Annotated in this window: 11 protein-coding genes; all 11 read left to right on the plus strand. The window is 52.6% G+C overall.

Translation table 11 applies throughout. The features are described from left to right. Positions 1 to 203: 203 nt before the first annotated feature. The 11 genes from ACRQU7_RS08865 (at position 204) to rpsG (ending at position 15,244) form a co-directional block, all read left to right on the plus strand. Positions 204 to 995 (plus strand): M15 family metallopeptidase, encoded by a 792-nt coding sequence (locus tag ACRQU7_RS08865; RefSeq protein ID WP_444645305.1) that lies wholly within the window; start codon positions 204 to 206, stop codon positions 993 to 995. A gap of 102 nt (positions 996 to 1,097) precedes the next feature. Next, complete coding sequence (rpmE, locus tag ACRQU7_RS08870) at positions 1,098 to 1,301, plus strand: 50S ribosomal protein L31 (RefSeq protein ID WP_038323919.1); 204 nt, start codon at positions 1,098 to 1,100, stop codon at positions 1,299 to 1,301. Between the two features lie 77 nt (positions 1,302 to 1,378). Continuing rightward, positions 1,379 to 2,002 carry an IMPACT family protein gene (locus tag ACRQU7_RS08875; protein WP_444645308.1) on the plus strand — a complete coding sequence of 208 codons (624 nt, stop codon included), beginning with the start codon at positions 1,379 to 1,381 and terminating at the stop codon, positions 2,000 to 2,002. Positions 2,003 to 2,079: 77 nt separating this feature from the next. After that, positions 2,080 to 3,078, plus strand: a complete 999-nt coding sequence (locus ACRQU7_RS08880) for a deoxyguanosinetriphosphate triphosphohydrolase (RefSeq protein ID WP_444645310.1) — start codon at positions 2,080 to 2,082, stop codon at positions 3,076 to 3,078. 25 nt (positions 3,079 to 3,103) lie between these two features. Next, positions 3,104 to 4,870, plus strand: coding sequence for a DNA primase (gene dnaG / locus ACRQU7_RS08885; protein WP_444645312.1), 1,767 nt, complete (start codon positions 3,104 to 3,106; stop codon positions 4,868 to 4,870). Between the two features lie 12 nt (positions 4,871 to 4,882). Then, positions 4,883 to 5,977, plus strand: coding sequence for an RNA polymerase sigma factor RpoD (gene rpoD, locus ACRQU7_RS08890; RefSeq protein WP_141825110.1), 1,095 nt, complete (start codon positions 4,883 to 4,885; stop codon positions 5,975 to 5,977). Positions 5,978 to 5,991: 14 nt separating this feature from the next. Continuing rightward, the gene (locus ACRQU7_RS08895) at positions 5,992 to 6,423 is read left to right on the plus strand and encodes an RrF2 family transcriptional regulator (protein WP_038323928.1); all 432 of its coding nucleotides are present in this window, start codon (positions 5,992 to 5,994) and stop codon (positions 6,421 to 6,423) included. Between the two features lie 281 nt (positions 6,424 to 6,704). Next, on the plus strand, positions 6,705 to 10,463 hold the full coding sequence (gene rpoB / locus ACRQU7_RS08900; RefSeq protein ID WP_444645559.1) for a DNA-directed RNA polymerase subunit beta: 3,759 nt from the start codon (positions 6,705 to 6,707) through the stop codon (positions 10,461 to 10,463). 17 nt (positions 10,464 to 10,480) lie between these two features. Beyond that, positions 10,481 to 14,023 (plus strand): DNA-directed RNA polymerase subunit beta', encoded by a 3,543-nt coding sequence (rpoC, locus tag ACRQU7_RS08905; protein ID WP_444645315.1) that lies wholly within the window; start codon positions 10,481 to 10,483, stop codon positions 14,021 to 14,023. Between the two features lie 164 nt (positions 14,024 to 14,187). Then, positions 14,188 to 14,625: a 30S ribosomal protein S12 gene (gene rpsL, locus ACRQU7_RS08910; RefSeq protein WP_038323933.1), complete on the plus strand. Its 438-nt coding sequence runs from the start codon at positions 14,188 to 14,190 to the stop codon at positions 14,623 to 14,625. A gap of 148 nt (positions 14,626 to 14,773) precedes the next feature. Beyond that, positions 14,774 to 15,244: a 30S ribosomal protein S7 gene (gene rpsG, locus ACRQU7_RS08915; RefSeq protein WP_038323934.1), complete on the plus strand. Its 471-nt coding sequence runs from the start codon at positions 14,774 to 14,776 to the stop codon at positions 15,242 to 15,244. Positions 15,245 to 15,290 lie beyond the last annotated feature (46 nt).

The following is a 15,290-nucleotide window of genomic DNA, read 5'->3' on the forward strand; positions in this document are numbered from 1 at the left end:
ATAAATCAAATGAATTGTCAGATATTGTATACAAGCCTGAAATTGAGAAAGCGGTTGAAATTATTTGATTTAAGTTATACAATGATATCATGATAAGAAGGCTGCCGATTTCCCCTCCGCAAAGGAAAATCGGTTTGACGGATTGCGGTAAAACGAACCGTAGGAAAGGGGGCGGCTCATTGCGCAGACGCGGAGAAAAGATAGTGAAAAGCCGCACCGGCTGGCGGAATGCCGATCAGGTGCGAAAAATAAAAATTGTTATGACTGTCATTGCGGTTATCGTCTGTATTTCGGTTGCCTCGGGGGCCATTCTGGTGTGGGTCCAGCTCAAGAATCCGTTCACGAAACCGGCATCCGCTTCGGTTTCCAGCATGGCCGAAGAAGCCTCTTCCAAAAGCGGGGCGCTGCCTGTCTACGACGATTCCTATAATCTGGTGGTGGTAAACGCGTCCACCCCGCTCAAATCCGATTTTCAGGTTCAGTCAGATCAGTTGGAGGGAATCACCGTCGATGCCAGAATTCTTCCCGCGCTCCGGAAAATGATGGACGATGCGAAGTCCGCGGGATGTCCCCTGAAGCTGACAAGGGGCTATGTGGACGCAAAGGAGCAGGACAAGCTCTTCGCCGCCGCCGTACAGGATCTGGTGAAGAATCAGGGATTTACGCAGGTGAGGGCGGAAAATCAGGTGCAGAATACCGTCGGGCGCGGAGGGTACAATGAAAATCAGACCGGCATGGCGGTGGAGTTTGCGGCGGAGGGCGAGGCCGCGGGTACTGATTTTTCCGCTACCCCGCAGTATAAATGGCTTGTCAAGAACAGCGTGCAGTACGGTTTCGTGCTGCGGTACACCGGAGCAAAGGCCGCGATCACCGGTGTGGCGTCCAACCCGCGTCATTTTCGGTATGTCGGCGGCGGCAACGCCGTAAAGATGCGGGAATATTCCATGTGCCTGGAAGAGTTTGAGGCGTATATCCGCAAGCAAAGTCCGAAATAAGCAGAAATATTCCTGAAATATGATTTTTTACTTGCAATTTGGGAATCTCTATGGTAAAATTCAAATGTTAAGTTGCAGTTTGGTTGAAAGAGGTGACAGGTAATGAAGGAAAATATACATCCCAAGTATAAAGAAACTACGATCACATGCGCATGCGGGAATGTTATAAACACAAAATCCACGAAGGAAAACATCCGCGTTGAAATATGCTCCAAGTGCCACCCGTTCTTTACAGGTAAGCAAAAGCTTGTTGATACAAGCGGACGTGTTGATATGTTTAAGAAGCGTTACGGTATGGGCAAGTAATTGACAGATTGAGTTTTCTTGGATTAGCTTAGGCGGCGCAGGCTTTCTGCGCCGCTTATTTTTTGTGGAGGATGCCCATGGTTGAATATCGAACGGTTGAAAAGGAAGCCCTCGCAGAATTTCTGGAGAGGCGCTCACGCTTTATCGGCTGCGTAAAGCCTGTAAAAACCGAGGAAGAGGCGGTTTCATTCATCAATTCCGTAAAATCCAAAAACTGGAACGCGTCCCATAACGTCTACGCGTACTCTCTCCGTCAGGGGCAGATCAGGCGCTATTCGGACGACGGCGAGCCGCAGGGCACGGCGGGGATCCCGGTGCTGGACGTGCTGGTGAAATCCGAGGTGGTGGATACGGCGGTCGTCGTCACCCGGTATTTCGGCGGAATCCTCCTCGGTGCCGGGGGCCTTGTGCGTGCCTATTCCCACGGAGCGTCCATCGCACTGGAGCAGGTCGGAATCATTACGATGAGAACCTGCCTGACGGCCGAGGTCTGCTGCGATTACAATCAGTACGGCAGAGTAAGCGCGCTGATACCGGAAAGCGGCGGGACGGTGGACAATGCGGAGTTTACCGACTCTGTAAGGCTATCTTTTCATATGGGCGACGAAGATATGCGCTCCTTTGAACAAAAACTGGCCGACGCCACCTGCGGTCAGTGCAAAACGGAGGTCACAGGAGAAAAGTTTTTTAAATTTTCCTGAGAATTGAAGGGATTTTGTATAATCCTGCGTATATCTATATGAAACCCAAAGAATATAGAAAAACAGGCGGTGGTATGATGACGGTCCGTGAACGTACACAGGAGATTGAAGAACAAACCCTTTCGTCCTATGCCGCGCTTTCCAGGAATACGCTGGGCAGGGATGTTCCCGAGGAGGAGTGCGATCTGCGCACGCCCTATCAGCGGGACCGGGACAAAATCCTTCACTGCAAGTCTTTTCGCCGGCTGAAGCATAAGACGCAGGTCTTTCTTTCCCCGGAAGGTGACCACTACCGCACGCGCCTGACCCACACGCTGGAGGTTTCCCAGATCGCCCGCACCATAGCAAGGGCGCTCCGGCTGAACGAGGATCTGACGGAGGCGATTTCCCTCGGCCATGATCTGGGGCATACGCCGTTTGGCCACGCGGGGGAACGGGCGCTGGACCAGCTTTGTCCCGGCGGGTTCCGCCACTACGAGCAAAGCGTGCGCATCGTGGAAAAGCTTGAGAAAAACGGCGCCGGCCTCAATCTGACAAAAGAGGTGCGCGACGGAATCCTGTGCCACACCAAGGGCAGGGAGGCAATGACGCTCGAGGGAAGAATAGTCCGTACGGCGGACCGGATTGCCTACATAAATCACGATATGGACGACGCCGAGCGGGCGGGGGTACTGCTGGAAAGCGATATTCCGAAAGATATCAAGTCCGTTTTGGGCGGACGGCGGACGGAGAGAATCGATACCCTGGTCCATTCCGTCGTGGAAAACAGCCGGAACGGGGAAATCAGAATGGACCCGAGGGCTCAGGAAGCCTTTGACAGGCTGCACGATTTTATGTCTGAGTCCGTCTATCTGAATCCCTACGCAAAGGCGGAAGAGAAAAAGGTTCCGAATCTGATCGGCACGCTGTACAGCTATTATCTGCAGCGGCCCGAGCGTTTCCCGCCGGATATGTGCCTGATTGCGGAGCAGGACGGAACCGAGCGCGCCGCATGCGATTATATTGCGGGGATGACCGATCATTTTGCGGTCCAGCTGTTTCAGGATATTTATGTGCCAAAATCCTGGAAATTGTAAATCTTAATAAAAATGAGGTGACGATATGCCATTGCCGGAAGCTTTTATGCAGGAGTTAAAGGCGCGCTGCGAAATATCCGAAGTCGTCGCTTCTTATGTCAATCTCAGGCACAGCGGCAGGAATCTGGTCGGACTTTGTCCTTTTCACAATGAAAAGACACCGTCCTTCAACGTGTATCCGGAAAACGGTTCGTTTTACTGCTTTGGCTGCGGTGCAGGCGGCGACGTCATTACGTTTGTCCGCCGCATTGAAAATCTGGATTACATGGAGGCGGTTCGCTTTCTGGCGCAGCGCGCCGGGCTTCAGGTGCCGGAAAACCAGGTCGACGACGGCATGGCCAGGCTGCGGGCGCGCATTCTGGAAATCAACCGCGAGGCCGCGCGGCACTATTATTCAATATTAAATTCGGAGCAGGGGCAGGCGGGCATGGATTATCTGAACCGTCGTGCCCTGTCGCCCGCCACGGTTCGCCATTTTGGGCTGGGGTATGCTCCGGCTTCCCGTTACTCGCTGGTGGGGTGTCTGGAGAAAAAGGGCTACACGCAGAACGAAATGATTCTGGCCAATGTCGCTTTCAAAGGCCGGTCGGGACAAGCTGTTGACCGCTTTTTTTCACGGGTGATATTCCCCATCATCGATCTAAGGGGGAACGTGATTGCCTTCGGCGGCCGCGTGCTGACCGATGAAAAGCCGAAATATCTCAATACTTCGGACACGCCTGTGTTCAATAAAGGCAATTTTCTGTTCGCGCTGAATTTTGCCAAAAACAGCGGCACCGAGCAGCTGATCCTGTGCGAGGGCTATATGGACGTGATTTCCATGCATCAGGCCGGGTTCACCAACGCGGTCGCCACGCTGGGCACGGCGCTGACGCCGAATCAGGCCCGCCTGATGGCGCGGTATACGAAAGAAGTGGTTCTTTCCTACGATTCGGACGAAGCGGGGCAGAAGGCGACCGCGCGCGCCATCCCGATTCTGCGCGAGGCTGGGCTGCTGGTGAAGGTGCTTACGATTTCCGGAGGAAAAGACCCGGACGAATACATACGATCGAACGGCCAGAACGGCCGGGTGAAATTCAAGCAGCTGATTGACGCCAGCGGAAACGACGTAGAATACCGTTTGCAAAAAATTCGGCAGGGCTGCAACATTCAGACGCCGCAGGGCCGGGTGGATTACCTCACAGGCGCTTCCGCGGTGCTGGCCACGTTGGACAACCGGATTGAGCAGGAGGTATACGCAGGAAAGCTTGCGGAGGAAATCGGAATTGAGCGTACGGCCATTTTGCAGCAGGTACAGAAGAACCGCTCGAAACTGAAAAAAAATCAAGAGCAAAAGGCGTTCAAGGCGTTCCAGCAGCAGTCGGCGGGTGTTCGCGACAGCATTAACCCCGAAAAAATGCAGCATTTAAGGGCTGCAAGCGCGGAAGAGGCGCTGATTGCGTATATTGTTCAATACCCTGAGAACGCTATAGCAATAGAAAGGCTTTTGCCGGCCGAAAAATTTGCGACGACGTTTAACCGCCGTGTATATGGGACAATAATGGAAAGAATTAGGAATGCGAAGGCGGTCAGCCTTACAGATATAGCGGAAGAGTTCTCCATGGAGGAGATTTCTTCCATTGCCAAGATTTTTGCAAAATTTCACGGTGTTTCCGTTACGATGCGGGACGCAGAGGAATATATCGATGTTATTCAGCAGGAATATGAAAAAATGAGCGTAGAAAACGTAAATTCAGCAGAGCCGCAGGAGATACAGGATTACCTGCAAAAGCTGAGGTCACAGAAGAAATAGGGGGACTAATTTATGGGAGCACCGGACAAGAAAACAGTGATCAGGGAATTGATCGAGCAGGGAAAGAGCAAAGGACAGCTTTCGACCAAGGAAATTCTGGACGCGATCGGAGAACTGGACTTTGAACCCGAGCAGATCGAAAAATTCTATGATACGCTGGAAGCACAGGGTGTGGAAATTATTGAAGATTTTGCCGACGTAGCGCTGGAAGACATTGATTTCAACACACAGGTGGACGAAAACGAAGACATCGAATCTGCGCTCAGCACGGAAGGAATTGCGATTGACGACCCTGTCAAGGTTTACCTGAAAGAGATCGGCCGGGTTCCCCTTTTGACGCCGGAGGAGGAAATCGACCTTGCCATTCGCATTTCCGACGGGGACGAGACCGCAAAAAAGCGCCTTTCCGAAGCGAACCTCCGCCTGGTCGTCAGCATTGCGAAGCGCTATCTGGGGCGCGGTATGCAGTTCCTGGACCTGATTCAGGAAGGCAACTTAGGTTTGATTAAGGCGGTAGAAAAATTCGATTACTCCAAGGGCTTTAAATTTTCCACCTACGCGACGTGGTGGATCCGTCAGGCGATTACCCGCGCCATTGCCGACCAGGCAAGGACCATCCGAATCCCGGTTCACATGGTGGAAACCATTAATAAGGTAAAGAAGGTCTCCAGCCAGCTTCTTCATACCAACGGCCACGAGCCGACCGCCGACGAGATCTCCGAAGAGCTGGATATGCCGGTGGACAAAGTGCGTGAAATCATGCGTGTCGCACAGGAGCCGGTTTCCCTGGAAACGCCGATCGGCGAGGAAGAGGACAGCCATCTCGGCGACTTTATTCCGGATGACGACGCCCCGGCGCCGGCGGACGCCGCTTCCCACACGCTTTTGAAGGAACAGCTTGCCGATGTGCTCGATACGCTGACCCCCAGGGAGGAAAAGGTGCTCCGTCTGCGCTTCGGTCTGGAAGACGGCCGTTCCCGCACTTTGGAGGAAGTCGGAAAGGAATTCAATGTTACCAGAGAGCGTATCAGACAGATTGAGGCGAAGGCTCTGCGCAAGCTGCGCCATCCGAGCCGCAGCAAAAAGCTGAAAGATTTCCTGGATTAAAGGGGATGACTGCAATGGTCATGACACTGGAAGCCGATTACGCCGTCAGAATTGTGGAAATGCTGGCGGTATCCAATCAAAAAATAGATGCGAGGTCCATTTCCGACCAGGCCCATGTACCTTTGCGGTTTGCGCTGAAAATTCTGCGCAAGCTGGTGGCGGGCGGTCTGATCGTCTCGTACAAGGGAGCGCACGGCGGCTATATGCTTGCGCGGGAACCCGGCAAAATCACCCTGCGGGAAGTGATTGAGTCGGTCGAAGGCCCGTACATGATCAGCCGATGCCAGCAGGACGAGTACGCCTGCCAGCACAACACCTGCTGTAAGGTTCATCAGATCTATGACGAGATTTCGTCCATTGTACGTAAAAAACTGGACTCCTATACCTTCGATTCCCTCAGCAATGGCGATACAGGCGATATAATGGGGAAAAAAGGGGAAAAATGAACATAAAAAAATCCGGCGGCTGTTTAGTCGTCGGATTTTTACCATTTAAATAATAAATTTGTAAAACATGGCTTGACAAACACAATATATTGTAATAAAATAATATACTGCATCATCATGGAAACATATACTCACGTCTATCTTGCTCTATCATATCACAACAATTTCAAAAAGGCAAGAGGTTCCCATGAAAACCTTCCAAAAGGGGAGATGGATGCAGCTTATTTTTGTGCTTTATTTCTTGCGAAGATGGTAAATATATGAATGGAGTGATCGAGCCAATGGTGAATGTCAAACCGGTGCAAGTAGGCAAAAATGTTCGCATGAGCTTCGCGCGTATTGATGAAGTCTTGGACATGCCAAACCTGATCGAGGTACAGAAGAATTCCTATCAGTGGTTTCTTGACGAAGGCCTCAAGGAGGTTTTCAAGGATGTTTCCGGAATTACTGACTATACCGGCAATCTTGTGCTGGACTTTGTGAATTACAAACTGGACGACGACAAACCGAATTATAGTGTGGAAGAATGCAAAGAGCGCGACGCTACCTATGCGGCCGCTCTAAGGGTTACCGCCCGCCTGCTCAACAAGGAAAGCGGGGAAATAAAAGAATCCGAGGTTTTCATGGGCGACTTTCCGCTCATGACGGACAGCGGCACTTTTGTTATCAACGGCGCGGAACGCGTGATTGTTTCCCAATTGGTCCGTTCACCCGGCGTTTATTATAAAATGGAATATGACAAGACGGGCAAGGAACTGTTCAGCTCCACCGTTATCCCGAACCGCGGCGCGTGGCTGGAATATGAAAACGACGCCAACGACGTTTTCTATGTCCGTATCGATAAAAACAGGAAAATTCCGGTAACGGTCTTTGTCCGCGCGCTCGGCCTTGGAACCGACGAGGAAATCCGCGAATATTTCGGCGACGACGACCGTATGAACGCCACTATTGAAAAAGATCCCTGCAAAAACACCGAAGAGGCTCTTTTTGAAGTATACAGAAAATTAAGGCCAAGCGAACCGCCGACGATTGAGAGTGCTCAGTCCCACATCAACGGTTTGTTCTTTGATGCCCGCCGCTACGACCTTTCCCGTGTCGGCCGCTACAAATATAATAAGAAGCTGAATCTTGCCGGACGCATTACCGGCCAGAAGCTTTCCCGTCCCATTGTCAACCCGCTTACCGGCGAGCTGATGGCGGAAGCGGGTGAAATCCTTTCTCACGACAAAGCGCATGAAATTGACGATGCAGGCGTGTCCATCGCGTTCGTCAATGTCAACGAGCGTGAGGTAAAGGTAATTTCCAACGGCATGGTTGACATCAACAAATTTGTCGGGTTCGACGCGAAAGCCGAATGCGGGATCAACGAGAGAGTGCGTTTCAGCGTGCTGGCTGAAATTCTGGATTCCTGTTCTTCGGACGAGGAACTGAAGGAGACCATTAAAACCAGAGCGGATGAGCTGATTCCAAAGCACATCATCATCGACGATATTTTTTCTTCGATCAACTATATGAACTGCCTGGCTGTGGGCCTTGGCAATCTCGACGATATCGACCATCTGGGAAACCGCCGTATCCGTTCGGTCGGCGAACTGCTTCAGAATCAGTTTAGAATTGGTTTTTCCAGACTTGAGCGCGTTATACGTGAAAGAATGACATTGCAGGCACAGGATTTGGAAGTCCTGACCCCTCATTCCTTAATCAATATCCGTCCTGTTGTGGCGGCGATCAAGGAATTCTTCGGCTCCTCCCCGCTGTCGCAGTTCATGGATCAGACGAACCCGCTTGCGGAGCTGACGCATAAGCGCCGTCTTTCCGCCCTGGGTCCCGGCGGTCTGTCGAGAGACCGCGCGGGCTTCGAAGTCCGTGACGTTCACTACAGCCACTACGGACGCATGTGCCCGATTGAAACGCCGGAAGGTCCGAACATCGGACTGATTTCCTATCTGGCGACCTTTGCCAGAATCAATGAGTACGGCTTTATTGAAGCGCCGTTCCGCCGCGTGGACAAAGCGACCGGCTGCGTTACCCGAGAAGTGATTTATATGACCGCGGATATTGAGGACGATTATATCGTTGCGCAGGCGAACGAACCGCTCGACGAGCAGGGGCGTTTCAAAAATGCCAAGGTCAACGCCCGTTACCGCGACGAGTTCCTTGAAATCGAGCGCGAGAAAGCGGACTATATGGACGTTTCGCCGAGGATGGTTGTTTCCGTCGCCACCGCGATGATTCCCTTCCTGGAAAACGATGACGCCAACCGTGCGCTGATGGGTTCCAACATGCAGCGGCAGGCGGTTCCGCTTCTGAAAACCGAATCTCCGATCGTCGGAACCGGTATGGAATATAAAGCCGGCGTCGACTCCGGCGTATGCGTGATCGCCAGACACTCCGGCGTTGTCCGCAGCGTAAGCGCGGATGAAATCCGGGTGACCTGCGACGACGGCAGCGTCGACGTTTACCATGTTACTAAGTTTATGCGTTCCAACCAGGGAACATGTATCAATCAGGTTCCCGTTGTCGATGTCAACCAGAGAGTGGAAGCCGGTTCCGTCATTGCCGACGGTCCCGCGACCAAGGACGGCGAAATCAGTCTGGGCAAAAACGCCCTGATCGGCTTCATGACATGGGAAGGCTACAACTACGAGGATGCTGTTCTCATCAGCGAAAAGATTGTCCGCGACGATGTTTACACATCCATTCATATTGAAGAATACGAAATTGAATCCAGAGACACGAAGCTCGGGCCGGAGGAAATCACAAGGGATATTCCGAACGTCAACGAGGATCTGCTTCACGATCTGGACGAAAGCGGAATCATCCGCATCGGCGCCGAGGTGCGTGCCGGTGATATTCTTGTCGGTAAGGTCACGCCGAAGGGCGAGACGGAGCTGACCGCCGAAGAGCGCCTGCTGCGCGCCATCTTCGGTGAAAAGGCCAGAGAGGTGAGGGACACTTCTCTGAGAGTGCCTCACGGCGAATACGGCATCGTGGTCGACGTAAAGGTATTTACCCGCGAAAACAGCCACGACGAGCTAAGCCCCGGTGTCAACAAGGTTGTCCGCTGCTATATTGCCCAGAAGCGTAAAATTTCCGTGGGCGATAAGATGGCCGGCCGCCACGGCAACAAGGGCGTTGTTTCCCGTATCCTTCCGGTGGAAGACATGCCGTTCCTTCCGGACGGCACCCCGCTCGACATTGTTCTGAATCCGTTGGGCGTTCCTTCCCGTATGAATATCGGACAGGTGCTTGAGGTTCACCTCGGCTATGCCGCAAAGGCGCTCGGCTGGAAGATCATGACCCCGGTATTCGACGGCGCGCATGAAGACGACATTGTCGAATGCTTTAAAAAGGCCGGCATCAGTGAGGACGGCAAGACCATTCTGAAGGACGGCCGTACCGGAGAGTTCTTTGACAACCCGGTTACCGTCGGCATTATGTATTACCTGAAACTGCATCATCTGGTTGACGATAAAATCCATGCCCGTTCCACCGGACCTTACTCCCTTGTCACACAGCAGCCTCTGGGCGGCAAAGCGCAGTTCGGCGGCCAGCGTTTCGGCGAAATGGAAGTCTGGGCGCTGGAAGCTTACGGCGCGGCGTATACCCTGCAGGAAATTCTTACCGTCAAGTCCGACGACGTCGTGGGCCGCGTAAAGACCTACGAAGCGATCGTGAAGGGCCAGAACATTCCGAAGCCGGGCGTTCCGGAATCGTTTAAGGTTCTGATTAAAGAACTGCAGTCCCTGGGCCTTGACGTCAAGGTGCTGAACCAGAACAATGAGGAAATCGATCTGAAGCAGAACTTTGACGATGATGACGACATGGGCTTCAATCCTTCGGACGAAAGCTTTGACGAGCCGAATGTTGCCGACGACCTTGAAGGCTATTCGGTGGAGGACTCGGATGACGACGAAAGCCTGTTTGACGACGTGGACGACTATATTGAAGACGACACCAGCGATGACAGTGATGAGGAAGATGAATTTGATAAGGACGAACCCTTTGACCTTAATTCTGACGGCAGCGACGAAATATAATAGAATGGGGTTGCAATATGGAATTTAATGTTTTTGAATCAATCAAGATCGGACTTGCTTCACCGGAAAAAATCAGAGAATGGTCCCATGGCGAAGTGAAAAAACCGGAAACGATCAATTATCGTACCCTCAAGCCCGAACGCGATGGTCTTTTCTGTGAACGTATCTTCGGGCCCCAAAAGGACTGGGAATGCCATTGCGGAAAGTATAAGAGAATTCGCTATAAAGGGAAGATCTGCGAACGCTGCGGTGTTGAAGTCACCCGGGCGAAGGTTCGCCGCGAGCGCATGGGCCACATCGAGCTGGCCGCTCCTGTTTCCCACATCTGGTATTTTAAGGGAATTCCGTCCAGAATGGGACTGATCCTTGATATATCCCCCCGTATGCTGGAAAAGGTTCTGTATTTCGCACTGTATATCGTAACGGACCCCGGCAACGTCCGCGAGCTGCAGAAAAAGCAGCTCCTGAACGAAAAAGAGTACCGTGATATGCGTGAAAAGTATGAGGACGACTTTGAAGCCAGCATGGGCGCCGAAGCGATCAAAAAGCTTCTGGCGGAAATCGACCTCGACGTTATTTCCGAAGAGCTCAAGACAGAGCTTGCCGGCGCTTCCGGCCAGAAGCGTGTCCGCATTCTGAAACGTCTGGAAGTGATCGAAGCCTTCCGCCTTTCCGGCAACCGTCCGGAATGGATGATCCTCGATGTGGTTCCGGTCATTCCGCCGGATATCCGTCCGATGGTACAGCTTGACGGCGGCCGTTTCGCGACGTCCGACTTAAACGACCTCTACCGCCGTGTAATCAACAGAAACAACCGCCTGAAAAGGCTTTTGGAGCTTGGCGCTCCCGATATCATTGTCCGCAACGAAAAACGCATGCTGCAGGAAGCCGTTGACGCCCTGATCGACAACGGCCGCCGCGGCCGCCCGGTAACTGGACCGAACAACCGTCCGCTGAAATCCCTTTCCGACATGCTGAAAGGCAAGCAAGGACGTTTCCGCCAGAACCTTCTGGGCAAGCGCGTCGACTATTCCGGCCGTTCCGTTATTGTGGTAGGCCCGGAACTGAAAATGTACCAGTGCGGCCTTCCGAAGGAAATGGCGCTGGAGCTGTTCAAGCCCTTTGTCATGAAACGCCTTGTGGAAACCGGCGCCGCCGGAAACATCAAGGCCGCCAGAAAAGCGGTGGAGCGCGCGAAGCCCGAGGTTTGGGACGCGCTGGAAATCGTCATCAAGAACCACCCGGTCCTTCTGAATCGCGCGCCTACACTGCACAGACTCGGTATCCAGGCGTTTGAGCCGGTGCTGGTTGAGGGCCGTGCCTTAAAGCTGCATCCGCTGGCCTGTACGGCTTACAATGCAGACTTCGACGGCGACCAGATGGCTGTTCACGTTCCGCTTTCCGCAGAAGCGCAGGCTGAGGCCCGCTTCCTGATGTTGGCTGCCGGCAACCTGCTCAAGCCTTCCGACGGACGCCCCGTTACCGTTCCTACACAGGACATGGTGCTGGGTTCCTATTACCTCACTTTGGAAAAGGATGGGGAACTCGGCGAAGGCAAAATATTCAGAGACCATAATGAAGCCATTATGGCTTATGATTCCAAGACCGTCGGCCTTCACGCGAAGATCAAGGTCCGCAGAACCATGGAAATCAACGGGGAAGAGGTTTCCCGGCTGGTGGACACCACCGTTGGCCGTATGATCTTCAACAGGCCGATTCCACAGGATCTGGGCTACGTTGACCGTTCCAATCCGGATAACCTGTTTAAGTATGAAATCGATTTTCTGGTCGGCAAAAAGCAGCTGGGCGTCATTATCGATAAGTGTATCAAAGCGCACGGCACCGCCCAGACGGCCGACGTTCTGGACAGCATCAAATCGCAGGGCTACAAATATTCCACCCTGAGCGCGATCACGGTCGCTGTCAGCGACGCAACGATTCCGCCGGAAAAGAAACAGATCATTGACGCTGCCGAAAAGCAGATCGATACCGTTGACGGCCAGTTCAAGATGGGTCTTCTTTCCGACGGTGAGCGTTACAACGCGGTTCTGAAAACCTGGGCAAAGGCAACGGAGGATGTTTCCGTTGCGCTGCAGAAAAACCTAAACCGCTACAACCCGATTTTCATGATGGCGGATTCCGGAGCCCGTGGTTCCATGAGCCAGATTCGCCAGCTGGCCGGTATGCGCGGACTGATTGCCAACACATCCGGTAAAACCATTGAAATTCCGATCAGGGCCAACTACCGTGAGGGCCTGAACATTTTGGAATACTTCATTTCTTCCCGCGGCGCCAGAAAGGGCTTGGCGGACACTGCTCTGAGAACGGCCGACTCCGGTTACCTGACCCGCCGTCTTGTCGACGTTTCCCAGGATGTCATCATTCGTGAGGACGACTGCGGCGCAACCGACGGCCTTGAGGTATACGATATCCGCGAAGGTAAGGAAGCGATCGAGCCCCTTCACGAGCGTCTACTCGGAAGATATCTTGTCGAAGACTTTGTCGATGAGAAGACGGGGGAGGTCCTTGTTTCCAAGGATAAGCTGATGAACGACCAGGACGCCGACATCATTGTCAAGAGCGGCGTGGAACACATTAAGATCCGTTCCGTGCTGAACTGCTGTGCAAAGCACGGCGTCTGCAAGAAGTGCTACGGTGCGAACCTTGCGAACGGCCAGACGGTCGCGGTCGGCGAAGCGGTCGGAATTATTGCGGCGCAGTCCATCGGCGAGCCGGGCACACAGCTGACCATGAGAACCTTCCACACCGGCGGTGTCGCCAGCTCGGAGGATATTACACAGGGTCTTCCGCGTGTTGAAGAGCTTTTCGAAGGCCGCAAGCCGAAGCATCTTGCCATTATCAGTGAGATAGCCGGCTCGGTTTCCTTTGAGGAGATCAAGAAGAACCGCCATGTCGTTGTGACGAACTCCGAAACGAGCGATTCCAAGTCCTACCTGATTCCGTACGGCTCCCGCGTGATTGTTGCGGAAGGCCAGCAGATCAAGGCCGGAACAAGGGTGACCGAAGGCTCCGTCAATCCGCACGACGTTCTTGCAATCAGTGGTACTCACGCTGTTCAGGACTACCTTATTGAGGAAGTTCAGCGCGTTTACCGGATGCAGGGTGTTGATATCAACGATAAGCATATCGAAGTCATTGTCCGCCAGATGATGAAGAAGGTCAAGATCGAGGATTCCGGCGATACCACGCTTCTGCCGAGCTCCCTGATTGAGAAGGTGGAACTGGAAACAGAGAACCAGGCCATTCGCGACCGTATCAAAAACGGCGAGCCGGATCTGAAGGAAGCTACCGCTTCACCGGTTCTGCTTGGTATTACAAAGGCTTCGCTCGCCACCGATTCCTTCCTGTCGGCCGCCTCCTTCCAGGAGACAACGCGTGTTCTGACCGACGCCGCGATCAAAGGCAAGGTCGACCCGCTGCTCGGACTGAAGGAAAATGTCATTATCGGCAAGCTGATTCCCGCCGGTACGGGCATGAAATGCTACAGCGACGTAAAGATCGAGCCCGTAAATCAAGACTTGACAAACGACGCGGTGTAGCCTTATAATAAACAATTGTGATGGTTTACTGATTGAGCGCTTCATTCCTGTTCTGAGGCTGACCCTTCAGGACAGGAATAAGTTGTTTAAAGATTATTTCACTGTTACGGCGGATATACTATATATTCGCTTAACATATAAAAATTGATGTGAGGAGGTGTCTTATGCCAACATTTAACCAGTTAGTCCATACGGGCAGAGAAGTTGCTGTAGTAAAGGCGAAAGCCCCTGCGCTTTTGAAAGGTTGGAATTCCAAGAAACGTGTTTCCATCGATCAGGATTCCCCGCAAAAACGTGGTGTCTGCACAACGGTAAAGACCGCAACTCCGAAGAAACCGAACTCCGCGCTCAGAAAGATCGCCAGAGTCAGGCTTTCCAACGGAATTGAAGTCAGTGCTTATATCCCCGGTGTCGGCCACAATCTTCAGGAACACAGTGTCGTGATGATCCGCGGCGGCCGTGTGAAGGACCTGCCTGGCGTGCGTTACCACATTATCCGCGGTACGCTTGACGCGCAGGGTGTAGCACAGCGTATGCAGGCTCGTTCCAAGTATGGCGCAAAGCGGCCGAAGGCCGGCGCGGCGAAAGCTGCGAAAAAATAAGGTAGTTTAAATTGACAGAAACCGAACGGCTGCATGTTTTAAACAGAATGCAGCGGCGTTTTTCATATAGAAACGCCTCTGTGTTGGCCACGGGAGTTTGTCGCTTTCGAGTACCTATGATATCATTCATGTGAAGGAGGGAAGTAAAGTGCCAAGAAGAGGTAATATCGCAAAACGTGACGTTTTGCCCGATCCACTGTATAATTCCAAGCTTGTAACACGTCTCGTCAATAATATTATGGTCGACGGTAAGAAGGGCGTAGCCCAGAAGATCGTTTATGGCGCATTTGATATTATCAACGAGAAAACAGGGAAAGAACCTTTGGAGGTTTTTGAGGCCGCTATGGAAAATGTTATGCCGGCTCTCGAAGTCAAGGCCCGCCGTGTCGGCGGTGCAACCTACCAGGTTCCTATGGAGGTTCGCCCTGAAAGAAGACAAACATTAGGCTTACGTTGGATAACCAACTATTCAAGACTTAGATCTGAGAAGACGATGAGAGAGAGACTTGCCGGTGAAATTCTTGATGCTGTAAATGGTGCTGGCGGCGCTGCCAAGAAGCGTGACGATACGCATAAGATGGCAGAGGCCAATAAGGCATTTGCTCATTACAGATGGTAATCCAACACATGTTGGTCTGTTACCTGAAATAGTGTACAAATCCCAA

The sequence above is a fragment of the Caproiciproducens puteiluti genome, from assembly GCF_052442865.1.
GTDB lineage: Bacteria > Bacillota > Clostridia > Oscillospirales > Acutalibacteraceae > Caproiciproducens.